The organism is Methanolacinia paynteri, from assembly GCF_000784355.1.
In the GTDB taxonomy this organism is placed as follows: domain Archaea; phylum Halobacteriota; class Methanomicrobia; order Methanomicrobiales; family Methanomicrobiaceae; genus Methanolacinia; species Methanolacinia paynteri.
In genome coordinates this window covers 62,230-79,294 of record NZ_KN360929.1, presented here as the reverse complement: position 1 = coordinate 79,294, position 17,065 = coordinate 62,230, and the positions used below count along the sequence as shown (strand labels likewise).

Annotated in this window: 15 protein-coding genes; 10 read left to right on the top strand and 5 right to left on the bottom strand. The window is 52.8% G+C overall.

All coding sequences use genetic code 11. The features are described from left to right. The 6 genes from truD to METPAY_RS05835 form a co-directional block, all read left to right on the top strand. On the top strand, window positions 1-291 hold a 291-nt coding region (truD, locus tag METPAY_RS05860; RefSeq protein WP_048150208.1), incomplete at its 5' end, for a tRNA pseudouridine(13) synthase TruD. A gap of 50 nt (window positions 292-341) precedes the next feature. Beyond that, window positions 342-650: a hypothetical protein gene (locus tag METPAY_RS05855; protein WP_048150206.1), complete on the top strand. Its 309-nt coding sequence runs from the start codon at window positions 342-344 to the stop codon at window positions 648-650. Window positions 651-862: 212 nt separating this feature from the next. After that, entirely contained in the window at window positions 863-2,785 is a 1,923-nt protein-coding gene (gene gyrB / locus METPAY_RS05850) for a DNA topoisomerase (ATP-hydrolyzing) subunit B (RefSeq protein ID WP_048150203.1), read from the top strand. Next, complete coding sequence (gene gyrA, locus METPAY_RS05845; protein ID WP_048150201.1) at window positions 2,775-5,252, top strand: DNA gyrase subunit A; 2,478 nt, start codon at window positions 2,775-2,777, stop codon at window positions 5,250-5,252. The genes gyrB and gyrA overlap by 11 nt, the downstream gene beginning before the upstream one ends. A 56-nt stretch (window positions 5,253-5,308) precedes the next feature. Beyond that, window positions 5,309-5,944, top strand: a complete 636-nt coding sequence (locus METPAY_RS05840) for a hypothetical protein (RefSeq protein WP_048150198.1) — start codon at window positions 5,309-5,311, stop codon at window positions 5,942-5,944. A gap of 10 nt (window positions 5,945-5,954) precedes the next feature. Continuing rightward, entirely contained in the window at window positions 5,955-6,371 is a 417-nt protein-coding gene (locus METPAY_RS05835; protein ID WP_048150188.1) for a secondary thiamine-phosphate synthase enzyme YjbQ, read from the top strand. A 54-nt stretch (window positions 6,372-6,425) separates the two neighbouring features. Here the strand turns inward: METPAY_RS05835 and METPAY_RS05830 are convergent, their stop codons facing one another. Beyond that, window positions 6,426-6,689, bottom strand: coding sequence for a UPF0147 family protein (locus METPAY_RS05830; protein ID WP_048150186.1), 264 nt, complete (start codon window positions 6,687-6,689; stop codon window positions 6,426-6,428). A gap of 67 nt (window positions 6,690-6,756) precedes the next feature. Here METPAY_RS05830 and METPAY_RS05825 point away from each other — a divergent pair, with 67 nt between their 5' ends. Further along, window positions 6,757-7,158 carry an Sjogren's syndrome/scleroderma autoantigen 1 family protein gene (locus tag METPAY_RS05825; protein ID WP_048150183.1) on the top strand — a complete coding sequence of 134 codons (402 nt, stop codon included), beginning with the start codon at window positions 6,757-6,759 and terminating at the stop codon, window positions 7,156-7,158. A 419-nt stretch (window positions 7,159-7,577) separates the two neighbouring features. Here METPAY_RS05825 and METPAY_RS05820 read toward each other — a convergent pair whose 3' ends face one another. Next, window positions 7,578-9,866: a DEAD/DEAH box helicase gene (locus METPAY_RS05820; RefSeq protein ID WP_048150180.1), complete on the bottom strand. Its 2,289-nt coding sequence runs from the start codon at window positions 9,864-9,866 to the stop codon at window positions 7,578-7,580. Between the two features lie 2 nt (window positions 9,867-9,868). After that, window positions 9,869-11,587 (bottom strand): glycine--tRNA ligase, encoded by a 1,719-nt coding sequence (gene glyS, locus METPAY_RS05815; protein WP_048150178.1) that lies wholly within the window; start codon window positions 11,585-11,587, stop codon window positions 9,869-9,871. 225 nt (window positions 11,588-11,812) lie between these two features. On the opposite strand from glyS, the gene METPAY_RS05810 reads away from it, so the two are divergent. From METPAY_RS05810 to METPAY_RS05800, 3 genes are all read left to right on the top strand, one after another. Further along, entirely contained in the window at window positions 11,813-12,448 is a 636-nt protein-coding gene (locus tag METPAY_RS05810; RefSeq protein ID WP_048150176.1) for a helix-turn-helix domain-containing protein, read from the top strand. Window positions 12,449-12,589: 141 nt separating this feature from the next. After that, window positions 12,590-13,531: a metallophosphoesterase gene (locus METPAY_RS05805; RefSeq protein ID WP_048150173.1), complete on the top strand. Its 942-nt coding sequence runs from the start codon at window positions 12,590-12,592 to the stop codon at window positions 13,529-13,531. A 30-nt stretch (window positions 13,532-13,561) separates the two neighbouring features. Then, complete coding sequence (locus METPAY_RS05800; protein WP_048150170.1) at window positions 13,562-14,233, top strand: metal-dependent hydrolase; 672 nt, start codon at window positions 13,562-13,564, stop codon at window positions 14,231-14,233. 321 nt (window positions 14,234-14,554) lie between these two features. Here METPAY_RS05800 and METPAY_RS05795 read toward each other — a convergent pair whose 3' ends face one another. Then, complete coding sequence (locus METPAY_RS05795) at window positions 14,555-16,816, bottom strand: efflux RND transporter permease subunit (protein ID WP_048150168.1); 2,262 nt, start codon at window positions 16,814-16,816, stop codon at window positions 14,555-14,557. Further along, window positions 16,813-17,058: a hypothetical protein gene (locus tag METPAY_RS14860; RefSeq protein ID WP_157199015.1), complete on the bottom strand. Its 246-nt coding sequence runs from the start codon at window positions 17,056-17,058 to the stop codon at window positions 16,813-16,815. The genes METPAY_RS05795 and METPAY_RS14860 overlap by 4 nt, the downstream gene beginning before the upstream one ends. Window positions 17,059-17,065 lie beyond the last annotated feature (7 nt).

The following is a 17,065-nucleotide window of genomic DNA, read 5'->3' as shown; positions in this document are numbered from 1 at the left end:
CCCGCGATATTCATGCCGGGGTCCGAGGAGTTCAGGCCCGCCGGTGAGACAGATCGCTATATCGCCGGACTTCTCGACGATTCCGGCATAACCCCCGAAAGCTTCGGGCTGGCTGCAGAGATCACCGGGACCGCCTTCAGGGGCGCTCTGCGGGCCGCATCCATCAGGACAGAGATGAAATATGAAGTCTCGGGGGACGCCGTCACTCTCGAATTCAGCCTTCCGCCGGGAACATATGCGACGACACTCTCCCGCGAGATCATGAAGACCGACCCGGAAAAAATGGTCTGATCGTCTCCCAAATCCATACTTTTTTCAGGGAAAATCTCCAAAACTCAAACATGGAAAGCCGTTTCGGAAGAGGTTTCATAACGAACATCATGCTTGTTGCAAAGCACATCGGTCTTCCGCCGGAGAGGGCGTGGATCGGCCTTGCGGATCATCTTATCGAGATGCAGGTCCCCGAACAGTTCAGGGGAACCGAGGTCGAGGAGCACCTGACCGACCTTCGCCAGAAGGCCAACTGGCACCAGAGCGGGAACATGGACGCCGAAGATCTCGAATCGCTGAATAAATCGCTGAAAAGACTCGTTCTCGCCATCGATCGCGAGCTCGGCATCGAAGATCCGGCAGTCGGGAAATTCGACTGAACGCCGGCCTGCTCCGGCTCTCTTAATCCTATAATATTTTCCCTGAAATCTATATGGGCCCTGTTTTGCGATAATTTAAGTGCCTGCAGGGACAATAATATATGTGCAATTTATCAAAACGCAGATGCTGTTTTTTGTCCTCAGGCGGCATCGCAGTTTGCAGAAAAAATATCTTGGAAATTACGGTTTCCACCTTCTAATGGGGGATAATTTTGGCTCAGAATAATTACAATGCATCAAATATTACTGTTCTTGAAGGCCTCGAACCCGTAAGGGAGAGGCCGGCCATGTATATCGGCAGCACCGATGTCCGCGGCCTGCACCATCTCGTATACGAGGTGGTCGATAACGCAGTCGACGAGGCGCTCGCGGGCGTATGCGATCATATCATCGTAACTCTCGGCAGGGACGGAACCTGTACCGTCGAAGACAACGGGCGTGGTATTCCTGTCGATATAATGGAAGAGCAGGACGGAAAGAGCGCTCTTGAAGTCGTAATGACCGTCCTTCACGCCGGCGGAAAGTTCGACAAGAACACCTACCAGGTATCCGGCGGACTGCACGGGGTCGGTGTCTCGGTGGTAAACGCCCTCTCTGAGTTCCTCGAAGTCGAGGTCTTCAGGGACGGCTACATCTACGACATGGGCTTTGCCAGGGGCGGGCTGAAGAGCGACCTGACGTCGAGGAAGAATGCAGCCCCCGACGCATTCGAGAAGCACGGCACGAAGATCAGGTTCAAGCCCGACCAGATGATCTTCGAGACCGTAACGTTCGACTATGACATCCTCAGCCACAGGATGCGTGAGCTCGCGTTCCTGAACCGCGGAATTACAATAGAGATATCCGACGAAAGAAGCGGGTACGCGGATGTCTTCAATTACGAGGGTGGGATAAGCGAGTTCGTGACATATCTCATAACCGGAAAGGAGACCGTCCACCCCGATGTAATATATTTCGATACGAAGGATGCCGCGAGCATGACCGAGGTCGAGGTGGCGCTCCAGTATTCCACTGCCTACTCCGAGACGATGATGACCTTCGTCAACAGCGTAAATACGAGGGAGGGCGGAACGCACCTCGAGGGCTTCAGGAGTGCGCTTACACGTGCGATCAACAAGTCTGCAAAGGACAACAACCTTATGAAGGGGATGTCGGAGTCCCTGAAAGGAGAGGACGTCCGCGAAGGTCTTGTAACTGTAATCAGCCTGAAGGTCGCAAACCCGCAGTTCGAGGGGCAGACCAAGATGCGTCTCGGCAACAGCAACGTGAAGGGAATCGTCGACTCGCTCGTCTACCAGTCGCTGACCGAATATTTCGAGGAGAACCCTAAGGTCATCCAGGCGATTGTCTCCAAGGCCGTCGGTGCGGCAAGGGCCCGCGAGGCCGCGAGGAAAGCGAGGGAGCTTGCAAGGAGAAAGAGCACGCTTGAGAGCGGCGGTCTGCCCGGAAAGCTTGCCGACTGCTCCGAACGCGATCCCTCGAAGAGCGAGATCTATATCGTGGAGGGAGATTCCGCAGGCGGTTCGGCCAAACAGGGAAGGTCGAGGCAGTTCCAGGCGATCCTTCCGCTCAGGGGAAAGATCCTCAACGTCGAGAAGGCGAATCCCCACAGGATCCTGAAGAACGCGGAAATTCAGACCCTGATCTCCGCGATCGGATGCGGGTTCGGCGAGAGCTTCGACGTGGAGAAGGCCCGTTACCATCACATAATATTCATGACCGATGCTGATGTCGACGGCGCTCATATCTGCACGCTGCTTCTTACCTTCTTCTACAGGTACATGCCTGAGCTTATCGAGAAAGGATATGTATACATCGCCCAGCCCCCGCTCTTCAGGGTCGCCAAAGGCAAGAACGAGAAGTATGCCTTCTCCGAGGAAGAGATGAAGAGATACGTGAAGGAGTTCGGCGATAAGGGCACGACCGTCCAGCGCTACAAGGGTCTCGGTGAGATGAACGCCGACCAGCTGTGGCACACCACGATGGCCCCCGAATCAAGGGTCTTAAAGCAGGTCAGCGTCATCGAAGCCTCCTACGCGGACGAGATATTCAGCAAACTTATGGGAGACGACGTGGAAGCGAGAAAAGAATTTATTATCCGCCATTCGAAGGAGGTGACGAACCTTGACATCTGAAGAGAATCCGTCCGGCGAGGTCGTAAAGAGAGTGCTCCCGGTCTCGATCGAAGAGGAGATGAAGTCGTCTTATCTCGACTACGCGATGTCGGTTATCGTCGGGAGGGCGATCCCCGATGTAAGGGACGGCCTGAAGCCTGTCCACAGGCGCACGCTCTACGCGATGGGCGAGATGGGCAATTATCACGACAAGCCCTTCAAGAAGAGCGCCCGTATCGTCGGAGAAGTCATGGGTAAATACCACCCGCACGGCGATTCGTCGATCTACGATACGCTTGTCAAGATGGCCCAGCCGTTCTCGTACAGGTATATGCTCGTCGAGGGACAGGGTAACTTCGGTTCTATCGACGGGGACTCTGCGGCAGCGATGCGTTACACCGAGGCGAGGCTCGATCCGGTCTCGGAATCGCTGCTTGAGGATATCGACAAGGAGACCGTCGACTTCGGCCCGAACTTCGACGAGTCGCTGCAGGAGCCTCTCGTACTTCCTGCAAAGGTCCCGAACCTTCTTGTCAACGGCTCGGACGGTATTGCGGTCGGTATGGCAACGAAGATGCCGCCTCACAATATCAAAGAGGTGTGCAATGCGGTCTGTGCGATGATCGACGATCCCGATATCTCGCCGGCCGGTCTCATGGAGTATATGCCGGGCCCCGACTTCCCGACAGGCGGAGTAATCCTCGGCAGGAGCGGCATCGCGAGTGCGTATACGACCGGAAGAGGCCGCATCCGCATGAGGGGTGTTGCGGAGATCGAGGACCAGGAGGGCTCGAAGAAGAGCAGGATCATCATCTCGGAGATCCCCTACCAGGTGAACAAGGCGAGGCTGATCGAGCTTATTGCAGATCTTGTCCGCGACAAGAAGATCGACGGTATCTCTGATATCAGGGACGAGTCGGATAAGGACGGAATAAGGGTCGTAGTCGAGCTGAAGAAGTCTATCGTCCCGATGGTCGTTTTAAACCAGCTCTACAAGCATACGCCTCTCGAATCGACGTTCGGAGTTATCAATCTTGCAATCGTCGACAACCAGCCGAAGGTCCTCACACTTAAGGAGATAATTCACGAGTTCCTCAAACACAGGAAGAGCGTCATATACAGGAGGACGATCTTCGAGCTGAGGAAGGCGGAGGAGAGGCTGCACATCCTGAAAGGTCTCCTTCTCGCACTCGATAATATCGATGCTGTCATCGCGACGATCCGCGGCTCTTCGACTACCGAAGAGGCTTCGCAGAAGCTGATCGAGAACTTCGGGCTGGACGAGATCCAGGCCGATGCGATTCTCAAGATGCAGCTTCGCCGTCTCGCGGCTCTCGAGCACCAGAAGATCATCGACGAGCGTGACGGTCTCTTAAAAGAGGTCGAGAGGCTTAAGCTGATCATCTCCGACGACGGGCATATCTTCGCCGAGATCAGGAGGGAGACGGAGGAGATCTCCGCGAAGTACGCAGACGAGAGGCGGACGAAGATCAGCCACGACGTTTCGGATCTGGACAAGGAGGACCTGATCGAGAACAAGCAGGTTCTTGTCTCACTGACTTCGCATAACTACATCAAGTCGATGCCCCTGGATACTTACAAGGGACAGCACAGGGGCGGAAGGGGTATCATAGGGATGTCTACGAAGGACGAGGATTTCGTCAAGTCGGTCTTCGTCGCATCCACCCACGATTACCTGCTGTGCTTCACGAGCTCGGGAAGGGTCTACTGGCTCAAGGTCTACGATATCCCGGAGGCTACGAGGCAGAGCCGCGGAAAGGCGATTGTAAATCTGCTGGAGCTCGGCGACGAGGAGAAGGTGACGGCGGTTATACCGGTATCCGAGTTTAAGGAGGACGAGTTCTTCCTCTTCGCAACCCTGAACGGTATGGTCGTAAAGATCCCGCAGATCGAGTTCTCCCGCCCGAGGCAGTCGGGAATCTATGCGATAACGCTGAAGGACGGGGACGAACTGGTACATGTCATGAAGGCGGTCGACAGCGGCGAGATAATCCTGACGACCCGCATGGGCCAGAGCCTGCGTTTCGGGATCGAATCGATCTCGCTCAGGCACAGGAACGCCCTTGGTGTCAAGGGAATCAAGCTGAGATACATGGACGAGCTCCAGGATGTAACGCCAGTTGAGAAGGATCACCTCCTGACGATAACGGAGAAAGGTTACGGCAAGAGGACCGAGTTCGATGAGTTCAGGGGCCACGGAAGGGCGACGATGGGTGTAAGGAACATCCAGACGGATGTCAGCGGCGGAATCGTCTCGTCTAAGGCTGTCTCCGATGAGGAGGATATAATCCTCATGAGCAGGTCGGGCATCGTGATCAGGACGAAGGTCTCGGAGATCTCGATCCAGAAACGCGGTACCCGCGGTGTCCGGATAATGAAGCTCGACGAGGGCGACAGTGTCGTGGGTTTCACGATTCTCGATTCCGACGAAGGCGATGAAACCGGAACGGACGAAATAACAGAATAAATTTCCTTCTCTTTTTTTACGAACAGAATTATATTGTTTATTGCCGAATTGAGATCATGGAAAAAGGCAATGCGATAATAATTATCCTTCTTCTAGTGATAATCGCAGGCGGGGGGTATATTCTTCTTGTCAAATACCCGCCTCTTTTAGAAGGGAGCAGCAGCACGACGCAATATTATGTTTCATCGGGTGACGGAACTACATCGACGGAATCCGGGGGATCGGGTGAGACGGTGTATGTCACCGATGCGTCAGAGGATTTCGTCTATTACGGTGAGGTTTTGGGTACAAGTTCGAATATAAAGGCCCTCGATATCTATGCCCAGCCGCTGGACTGGGATCAAAATCTCGGGAATGACGGGATCGTGCTTCATTTCACGTTCTATGATGCATACGGAAGAAAGGTGATATTCAGCGACACGCCGATAAGCACCCAGATTACGGTATACAGCCCGTCGATCGATAAAAACGGCCAGACGATAAGTCCGAGGAAGATTTTCTACAAAAGATATACGACAATTACGTCCTCCGATGAAGGAGAGAACACACCTTACGGGGGAATAAGAATCCCATATTCGGATATCTCTATCCCGTCTTCTGATCTCGGTATCGGCCAGATCAAGATGAGTGCGTCGCTTCCGACCGGCGGGACTATAGAGGCGTATGAAACCTTCCTTTGGCCGAAGGCCTGAGCAGGGATTGATGTATACGGCTGAAATATCCCTGGAGACATCGGGCGAAGGGGATATAATTGATATCACCCCGCAGGCGAACAGGATTGTCGCCGAAAGCGGTGTTTTATCAGGAATAATCAACCTTTTTGTCGAAGGTTCCACTGCGGCGATTACTACTATAGAATACGAGCCGGGTGTTCTCTCGGATCTCAAACGTTCGCTTTCGGCGATCTCCCCGGACGATCTGCCTTACGAGCATGATTTGGCCTGGGGCGACGGGAACGGCCGTTCGCATGTAAAGGCTGCGCTTGTCGGTCCTTCGCTGACCGTGCCGGTGAGAAAAGGCGCGATGAAGCTGGGGACCTGGCAGCAGGTTGTTCTTCTCGAACTGGATATAAGAGCGTCCAGATCGAGGACTGTTCATTGTACTGTAATAGGAGAATAGCTCCGGAAATCTCCGGATAAAACTCGAATTATTTGTTCTTAGTTTTTTAAGTTTTTAGTCGAGAGGTACTGTTTCAAGTTGTGAAACAAGCTCCCAGATACGGGTTCTTGCATGTACGGGCATGTTCGGGTCGTTCGAGATCTCGTCTATCATCGATATTGCAGTGGCTGCACGAAGACCGAGACCTTTTGATTCGTCTATGAGAACCTTTCTTGTATCATCTGCAACTCTGCGAATATTTCTTGGAATCGTTGAATCGTCCATTATGGCCTGAAGCATCTGAATGCAGTAATTTATTGTGCTTTGCGGTTCTGCCATCGTTTATCACCATCCTATTATTAATTGGGTATCTGCATATATAATTGGTAAGGAGTAGATAAGTAATATGCCATCGAATCCGGAGGACATTATGGCCGAATACCTGCTGAAAGGCGGGAAAATGCTGGATAAAACCTGCCCCTCATGCGGTTCGCCGCTCTTTTTAGTAAAGGGGGAGACTATGTGCGTCGTCTGCAATAAGGCGCAGGAAGAAGCGCAGGCGGATGTCAAAAAAGTTGCACCTGAGTCGGGACAGAAACTGCCTGATTTCCCCGAATCCGCACCGGAGGATTATGCTGAAGTGGTCTATGCGGATGACGAGCCGGAGGTTTCCGACGATCTCAGGGGTGAGATTGAAAAGACGATGATTCATTTTTGCAAAAAGGCGAGGAAGGAGTCGAAGCCGAAGGACTGCCTTATGATTATGGAGTGCATCAGGATCGCGGACGATGTTTTGAAGGGCCGATAGTCTTTGATGGGGCGTAAGCCCCTTCGGGGCAGCCCGGTGCGTAAGTTGCTGCGCAACTCACGCAAATCGTGATAGGTCGCAAAGGGGACGGGCAAGCGTCCCCTTTTGCTCCGGGAAAGAAAAATCTCCGATTGGAATTTATGGTTGACTTTTTTCCTGATTTAACTTCGGTCTTAATTCATCCTCTCCCCGGCCGAGGCTACCCGGAGGGTAGCGTCCAGGCCGGGTTATCATCATTGCGAAAGTTCGCGGAGCCTGCGGAGCGAACTGAGCATAGGGTTGCCCCGTAGGGGCTTAGGCCCGAATCAATTCCAAAGAAAAAAATTCAAAATCAGAATAATACCGACAGGGGCTTACACCCAAAAAAATTCCTCAAAAAAATCCAAAAAAAAATTAACGTAACTTACGTTTGAAAAAAATCACTGGTATTTCTTCCTCGAAAGTTCGAAGACGGATTTCGCGATCTTGTCCCCGATCCCCGGTACAGCCTTCAGCTGTTCGATTTCTGCGTTCATGATGGCCTGGATGCTGCCGAAATGATCGAGGAGATCTCTTGCATTCTTCGGGCCGATCGAGGGGAAAGAAGAGATCACGTACTCGAGCGATTCCCTCTCGGACCTGTATGTCTTGTGGAAGTGTGGGCTCTTCCGTGAACCGTACTCGCTCTCCTCCCTTCCGGCGAGGACGTAGAGCATCTCCGCGGTGTCCTCCGCATCCTTCGTCTGGATAATCGAGATCCCCATTCCGATCGACATCGCGGCGAGAGCTCCCCTGATTGCATTGGGGTTGATGTTGCGTTGCGAATAGAGCTCCTCGCCTTCTATGATTACAACGGGCTTCATGCACATATCGGCCATTCTTTTGACCTGCCCGAGGAGATCCCTTTCAATCAGTGAATCGGCGAAGTCTCTTGTCGTCTTTCTCTCGACGATGATCCGGTCGCCGATCGCGTAGTCCCCGTATTCGAGCCGTTCAAGGCTGATCGACGCACCTTTGACATGGAGCAGTTCAAGCACTTTCGACGATGTCTCCCTGTCGTCGGCGATTATGGACGGTCCCGCCTGAATGAAGGAGTCGATCGAGATCTGCCCCTTTCGTGAAGTTTCCGGGGAGTCAGTTTCTGTTGGTGAGCCAAATCCCGCATCAGCCGCCCCTGCGTGGGACGACCCTGATGTCGCTGATGCAAGTCCTGCGATGCCCTTCTTCATCGTCTTTTCGCGGTTCTGGCTCACGTACCTGAAGGTCTCGTCCGATGTTCCTTTGGTCACCAGAACGATAATACTCCCGCTCCCGTGTCGTCCCGTCCTGCCTTTCCTCTGGATGCTCCGGATCTCCGACGGAACAGCCTCGTAGAATATCACGAGATCGGTCGAAGGAACGTCGAGCCCTTCCTCGCCGACCGATGTTGCGATGAGAACCCTGAACTCGCCGTTCCTGAACCCGGTCAGGGTCTCGATCTGCTTCTTCTGCGAGAGCCCTTTCTCCGAGTCCCTCGACGCCTGCCCGATGAACTTTTTGCAGTCGACTCCTCTGCCCTTCAGGTATTCGTCGAGCAGGTTGACACTGTCCCTGTAATTCGCAAATATGATTATCCTGCTGTCAGGGAACTCTTCGAGCTGCTTTTCAACAATCTCCGCCGCGATCTCCGGCTTCGGGTGAATCTCGTTCTCCCATGAAGACGCCTCGTCGATGATCTCGCCGAAGAGCGGATCAGCCGCGAGCCTCTTTCCAGCCTTCGTCCCCGAAGGAGAGGTTCCTTCAGAGAGAAGTTTGAAGAGGTAATTCTTCAGGACCATGCTCCCCTGCGACTCGCCGAGCGTTATCGCGTGTTTGATCTTCATCAGCTCCGCGTGTATCGACATCGCCTGGTAGGCATCGCGGGTGTTTGTCCTCATCGACGCATTGATCTGACCTTTCAGGCCGTTTAGCGCCTTCATCGTCAGCCTGTCCGCCTTCGGGACGACGAAGCCCATCTGCGTAAGGGTATCGAGCCTGTTCTGGAGGATCGTCTTCAGGCCGTCCGTGACGACCTTTATTCCGGGGGGAAGAGGGACGTCCACGTATTTGAGATCCCTCTGGTGGATATACGGCCGTACATCCGGGTCCTCCTCCGTCCTCGTCTCGATGATCTGTATATCCAGGTTCGAGCAGACCTCGGCGACCTTATCCTCCTGGCTTCCCGGCGAAGCAGTCATCGCAAGGATGAGCGGGTGCCTGGCGGTCTTCATGTATTCCTGTGCGATGAATACATACGCGTAATTCCCGACAGCCCTGTGGCATTCGTCGACAACCAGGAGCGAGACATCCTTCAGGCTGTATCTCCCTGCGATGATGTCGTTCTTGATAATCTGGGGGGTCGCGAAGATGAACCTCTTCTCCCGCCAGAGCCTCTGCCTCTCCGAGGTCTTCGTCTCGCCTGTAAAAAGAGCGAACCCCGAGAACGCTTCGTCTTCGGGATCGATGAAATCTCTCTCGAATGTCTTTAAGTGCTGGTCGACGAGCGGCTTCGTGGGCGCCATCATAAGGAAGCGCCCGCCCGTGCTCTTTATCCTCGCGGCGGCCGCGATCGTCGCGACGGCGGTCTTGCCGAGACCCGTCGGCAGGACGACCATCGTATTGCCATCCTGTGCCCTCAGTGCTATCGAGAACTGGTACTGCCTCTCTTCAATCGATTCGGGCCTTATCAACGGGTGGCTGATATAATTCATGTTCAGAGATATTCTTCAAATGATTTTCTTCCCTTGATCAGGTCGGAGAGAAGGGCGGGGAGCTTGTCGATATCGTACCTGATCTGCATCATGGAGTCGCGTTCGCGGACAGTTACAGTATTGTCTTCCTTAGTATCGTAATCGACAGTCACTGCGAACGGGGTTCCGATCTCGTCCTGTCTCCTGTATCTTCTTCCGATGGCTCCCGAATCGTCGTACTCGGTGAGGATCTCTTCTTCCTGGAGTTTTGACCTGATAGTTCTCGCGATATCGTCGAGTCCGTCGCGTGCCATCAGCGGGAGAACCGCGACCTGAACCGGTGCGACCTTCGGCGGGAACCTGAGGACATTCCTCGTTTCCCCGTCGACCATCTCCTCCTCGAAGGAATGTTCGAGAACCGCGTAGAGTATCCTGTCGATACCGTAACTCGGCTCAATTACATGGGGCATGACATATTCGCCGTTGATCTCCGTCTCTACATCTTTGACCTCGTAGAACTCCGGCGGGACAAGGATCTTCTCGCCGTCGAGCTCGATCTCCGCACCGTTCTCCGAAGGTGAGGATACTGCGAGTGCATCTGCGACAGCCTTCGCACGGTTCCTGTACTTCGGTCCGAGCGCACCCATGTTCGCGACGACCTTCGTCTCCCTGATCCTCTTCGGTTCTTCGTACTGGATGAATACAGTGAACGGATCGCCGCTCTGCTTTGCATGGGCGTTGAGATCGTAGTTTGTCCTGTCCGCGATCCCGACCATCTCGACCCATCCGAATCTTTCCGAAAAGATCTCGGCATCCCAGCAGTCCGTTGCATAGTGGGCCCGCTCGTCCGGGAGGTGCTGCCTGAACCGGACCTTGTCAGGCGAGATACCGCACGTCAGCATGAAGTCGTGAGTCTGGGCGATATAGTATGCAACATATTCGTTTGCGATGATGCCGGAGGCGACCCCGTCCTTCATCGACATCTCCTTCGGGCATCCCTTGTTCTCCTGGTCGGCGATATTGAAGAGCGGAACCCTCCGGTCGGCGTATCTCGAAAATGCCGGGTGGTCCTTGTGGTCCGGGTGGATGAAGATCTCCGCCTCCGCCTGCGTGAACTCCCTGAGGCGTATCATCCCCTGCCTCGGCGAGATCTCGTTCCTGTATGATTTGCCTATCTGGACGGTTCCGAAGGGAAGTTTGTCGCGGTAGAACCTGAGAAGCCTGTTGAAATCCGTGAAGATTCCCTGTGCGGTCTCGGGCCTGAGGTAGCCTTTCCTCTGCGATCCCGGTCCGATGGTCGTCTGGAACATGAGGTTGAAATAATATACCTCCGCGCCGTCGAAGGCCCCGGAGCACGCGGGGCATTCCAGGTCTTTAAGTGCCGCCGTGAGATCTTCAAGAGACATGATCTCTGCATTCTCTATTCCGTTGTCTTCAGCGACATGATCCGCCCTGTGATATTCTCCGCAGTGCGGGCACTGGATCATCTTGTCGGCAAAGCCCTTGACGTGGCCCGATGCAAGATAAATCGACTCTTCTCCGATCGTCGGGCACTCGATCTCGTAGTAGCCGTCCTGGATGACGTAAAAATATCTCCAGATATTCTCGATCTTTCTCTTCATCATGGCGCCGAGAGGGCCGTAGTCGATGAACCCGGCGACAGATCCGTAACATTCCGATGTGGGCCAGACGAAACCCCTTCTCCTGGCGAGTTCAATTATCTTGTCATATATATCGGGCATTATTATCACACAATAAATATCATATGATTCGACCCGAAGGCTATAAAAGGTAATTCTCGCGGGTCATTTGGAAAAAATTGACATCCCTGCCGGGGCTGTATGCAAAAGGTTTATGCCTTGTCAGCAGGATGTATCTTTTTGAATAAATGTATTAACCGGGAGTGTAAGTAACAGAAAACTTTTATCTTATACAGACCTTTATATTCGAAACCTTGTGTGATCTTAATGGCAGTTGCAAAGAGGAAAAAGAAAATAAACTCTACCGACCGGAAAAAGGCGCTTTTAAACCTTTTCACGGATATTTCCGGGAAGACCGAGATTGTTGAGCCGATGAAAAAAATCCACGGTACCCTGCGTGACAAGGATGCAATAGAGAGGGAGATCGCCTTAATTATGAGGGAGATCCTCGACCAGGGCTACTTCAAAACGAAATTAAAGCCCCGCGAACTTGCATGTCTCGTATGCGGATACTACGAGGGCAGGAACGATACCGAGATCGCCCGCGAACTCGGGGACGAGAAGCTCTCGAAGACAGTCGCAAGAGCCCGCGTGAGACTGAAGCTCTTCAGGGAACTCGACTTCAAGATGCCCTTCGAAAGGGACGTGATGGAGAGCCTGCTCCTGTCGGAGAAGACGATGAAGGAGATCAGCGAGGAGCTTGGAATAAGCCCGTCGACACTCCGCGAGTACCGTCATGTAATAGAGCAGGAGAGAGATACGACCCTCGATCCGTTCCTTGAGCGCATCAAAGATGTCATGGAGGATCGCGACCTGACAGAATCGATGACCGGCGGCCTTGTGAACGACGGACTTTCCGAGGCCCTGGATGCAACTGAGGCCGAACTGGCCGACCTCTCATAATTTTTTACGGCTTCGTTTTCAGTTGTTCAGTCTCTTTTTTCTAAGCCAAATTCCTGCTGCGCGTGTTGCCGTAAAGTATAAAAATATTCTGCCGCAAAACTGTATCATTTATATTCCGAAGATAAATTTTTAGAGTAACTTATGATCCGCCGCCTGAAGAAAATTGATTATGAACGGTATTTTGTATTCGTCATTCTGCTTGCATTGGTCCCGGGGTCCTTCGGGTACATGTCATGGGAGGCGGAGAATGTCAGTATAACCGCTCTCTATATCGACGGCGCACCGGAAGGGATAGTATACATCTCCGATCCCCATCTCCAGGACGGAAATATAGATTTCATCCGCGAATCGATCGATACGATCAACAGCCTGAATCCGTCGGTGGTCCTGATCGGCGGCGATTTCGTGAACGGAGAGGAGACGGACTTCTCGCTGCAGGATGTCTGGGCGGGGATCGATGCCCCGGTTTATGCTGTCATGGGCAACCACGATTACGAGTCGGGGATACACGGGGTAAACGGCCAGATAAAGATGCTCGAGGTGGCGCAGGATGCCAATACTTCGGTCGAAGGCTATGACATGAGCATGCTGACCGACGAGAATACCAATATAGAATTCGGCGATGCACTGGAGCAGAAGCTGGAAGATGTGGGTGTCAATGTATTGAGGAACGAATACGTGACTCTCGATATCAACGGAACGGAGCTTCTGCTGGTCGGACTCGACGACGGATGGGCAGGGCTTGCAGATCCGCCGGACATCCCGGATACCGACGCCTTTACGATATATCTGATTCATGAGCCCGAGTGCAGGGCGGACTGGCCTGATGCGGATCTCATCCTTTCCGGTCATACTCATGGCGGCCAGTTCACTCCGGCGTTTGTCCAGGCGTTAAACGAGAACGGGATCGTCGAACTCAGCGGTTACGTGGGCGACGGCGTTCCTGCATATATCACGAGAGGCCTCGGTTCGTCGCCCTTCTACGGAATTGAATTAAGGTTCCAGTGCACCCCGGAGATCGTTATAATCAATCCTTCGGAAGAGACCGCAGAAATGTTGGGCGGCTTTTCCGAAACCATTTGAATTATTATTTTTCAGATAGAATTGTGATCCATGAGGATCAAATGGCTCGGCCATTCATGTTTTTGTCTTGAAGGCTCGAAGAAGATTATTATCGACCCTTATATGCCCCACGGGGATTTCGGCTGCACTCCGGATATCGTCGCGGTGACGCACGGGCACGGGGATCATTTCGGGGATGCGATGAAGTTCAAAAAGCCGGTTGTATGCCCGAACGAGATCGCGAAGTACCTGTCTTCCGAGGGTTTTGATACGGAACCGCTGAATATCGGCGGGACGATCGTGAGGGACGGCGTTTCTTTTACGATGACTCCGGCGCTTCATTCGTCCTGGCTGGAGGTTAAAGGAGAAGGGTTTTACGGGGGGCCTGCGTCGGGATTCGTAATCAGGATGGACGGGGTGACGGTTTATCATGCCGGAGATACCGGTCTTTTTTCGGATATGAAGCTCATCAGGGATCTGTATCACCCGGATGTCGCTATGCTCCCGATAGGAGGACGGTTCACAATGGGACCTTCCGAGGCAATGATGGCTGCGGGATTCATCGGTGCACCGCTCGTAATCCCGATGCACTACAATACGTCGCCGCTGATCGAGCAGGACGCGGGTGAGTTCAAGCGGTCGATCGAGGAAGTAACCCCGATGAAGGTCGTTGTGATGGAACCGGGGGAGGAGATAGATACGGACGATTATAAGGCGGTGTGATCTTCCCGTCTTTTATCTGTGTGGGTGTAATAAAAGTTCACAACTTTTGACAACCCCTCGCCGCGGACCGGCCCCGACCCCGGGGCCTCTCTTTTGCGAAACCGCCCAGAGGATAGACGAGTATCCCCTGAGCGGAGAGACGCGGTGAGTTCATTGAGTAGAATCAAAGAAAACCAAATTCAACAGCCCGGGGGACCCTTGCCGGTCCCCTGGGCGTGCCGTGAGAAGATTATCCTAAGGCAAGGCCCCTGGGCAGGGGCCGTCCGGCGGCCTGGCCGCCGGTGCCGGGGTTGCCAGAATAAGATCTGTGCTATCCTGAAATTATTTGCCCAATGAAACTTTCTTTTTCCCAAATATTCCATACAGCCATTTATCGGCAGCCCGGCATCTCCTGTAAAGCAATGAAATTATCGCGGGCATCAGCACTATTCCGCCGACGAGCGAGAAGAAGATGGTTAATACCGTGGTCTCCCCGAACATCTTTATGATATTGAAGTCCGAAAGGATCAGGGTCGAAAAGCCAAGGAGGGTGGTCGCACCGGAGATCGTGATCGCAGATCCCATCTTCCTGACCCCGGTTTCGATGGCCGCGAAGAATTCCTCGCCTTTCTCCATCTCTTCTTCGAATCTTTCCATAATAAGTATCGTATAATCTATCGCAAGCCCGACGGTCATTGATCCGAGGCAGGCCGTCAGCGGCGTATACTCGATGTTCATGATATACATAACGAGCGTGTTCCAGCCGAGGATCATCGCCACAGGGATCACCGGCAGGAGAGAGGAAAATCTCCTGTATACAAGAACGAGGAAGATGAGGATCATCATGAATCCCAGCGTGGTCATCTGGTTCTTCGTGATCCCGAGTTCGTCGACGAGATCCCCGGAAATCTGAGACATTCCCGTTGGGTAGGCAGAAATTCCCGCGGGCGGGTCCAGCCACCTGATGTCCGTCCTGAGCTGGCTGACGAGATCGCTTTTCTCCGGAACACTGAGTTCTCTCGTCTCGAATTCGATCACGGCAGTCATTCCGCCTTCGATTACAGCCGCTTTTTCATTTTCGGGAATATTTTGCAATAAGAGATCTATTTCGTAATCGGTTTCCGGTATCACACCGTCGTTGTATTTCTTCACGAGGGTCGCAGGGCTTTCCACTCCCGTGATCTCCTCGTGAGTATTGTCCGCGTATCTCCCGAATTCATCGATCCAGCTTAGAACCTCGTGCGAGGTGAGCCGATCCCCTTCGATCATTACGGTAAATGTGCTGGTCTCCCCGACAATCTCCTTGACATTGTCGAGGTCGATCTTTGCAGACATGTCCTGCGGCACGAATGTATTTGTGTCGATATTCGTATGCACCTTATCGTCAAGCTGTATGCCGATCACGGCTGCCGAGAGGAATATGAGAATGACCGGGACAGGATTTTCCGCAATCCTCCAGGCGAATTTCCCTAGTGATCTGCTGTATTTTTCCATAAATGCACTTTCGGTTTCTTTTGCGGTCTTCGGTTTGTAGCCTGTAATCCTGAAGGTCAGGGGAACTATGATCAGTGCCGTGAAAAAACTTGCAATAACCCCTATGGTACAGGCTGTTCCGAACTGTGCAATCATCGGGATAGATGAAGAGAGCAGGGCCAGGAATCCGAGACATGTTGTGCACATCGCGACGAGATGGACCGGTCCTGATTTGGTTAGTGTTGCATAGACCGCCTCCCTGACGGTTTTATCCTCTATCTCGTCGTTGAACCGGGAGTGGAACTGAATGCCGTAGTCGATCCCGAGTCCTATTATCACGGGAAACGAGCCGATTACCGGCATGCTGATGGGCATATCCAAAAGGCCGATAACCCCGAAAGTGACAAGGATTCCGATTGCGATTATTGCAACGGGCAGCATCCTGTATCTTACATATGAAAAGAGGAACACGATGGAGAAGAACATCAGCGCAAGCGTTGCGGCGATCAGGGTCTTCATCTCTTTCTGGATCTCGGATTGCAGGTCCCTGTTGTACGCCGGTTCGCCGGAGATCTTCACTGAAATTCCTGTGGGCGGGTCTGAATTTTCGATAACAGATTCTATATTGTCCAGCGCCTTTGCCTCTTCTTTATCGGTCAGGTCCCCTTCATATGTGACGGTGAGAAGCGTTGTCATCTGCGACCGGAGGAAAAGTTCCCTGTAATCCTCCGGAATCTGTTCAAGGATGCGATCAGTTTCCGCTTTTGAAGAGGGTATTCTGCCGTTGTTGTATGCCTTTAAAATCCCGGTTATACCGCTGATGGATTCCACCGAATTTTCGTTTTCAAGATCCGATACGAGCGTGTCGATATACCTGAGATTTTCGGTTGAGAGGATGTCATCTCCGTTTACAATAAGGATGATTGTCTCGGAACCGAAGAGTTCGTTGTAGTTTTCGATATTGCGTCCGTCCTGCGAATCCTCCCATACGAACGTGTCATATCCCGTGCTTTTGAAGTTCAGGTTCTGGAGGCCGGTGAGCGATACCAGAATCACCGCCACGAGAATTCCCGCGATTATTCCGGGGTGGCGGTTGATTGCGTCCGCCAGAAGCCCGAAGGCCGGTTTCAAAGCTCTTCTCCTCTTGTATAGGCGAGATGAAGCATCTCCACGAGCATCTTTTCAAGCGTCGTCGGTTTGGCTGCCTTCATCTCACTCCATAACAGCCCGGTTTCATAATCCGAAAAGTCCTTTCCAGCCAGTTCGTTTATCGTAATGCCGCAGTAGTCTTCCACTATACGGTCTAATGACGAATTTTGAATATTTAAAGTGCCTGCAAGGCCCGAATCTCGGGAAGATAACGCATGCGTCATTATACTG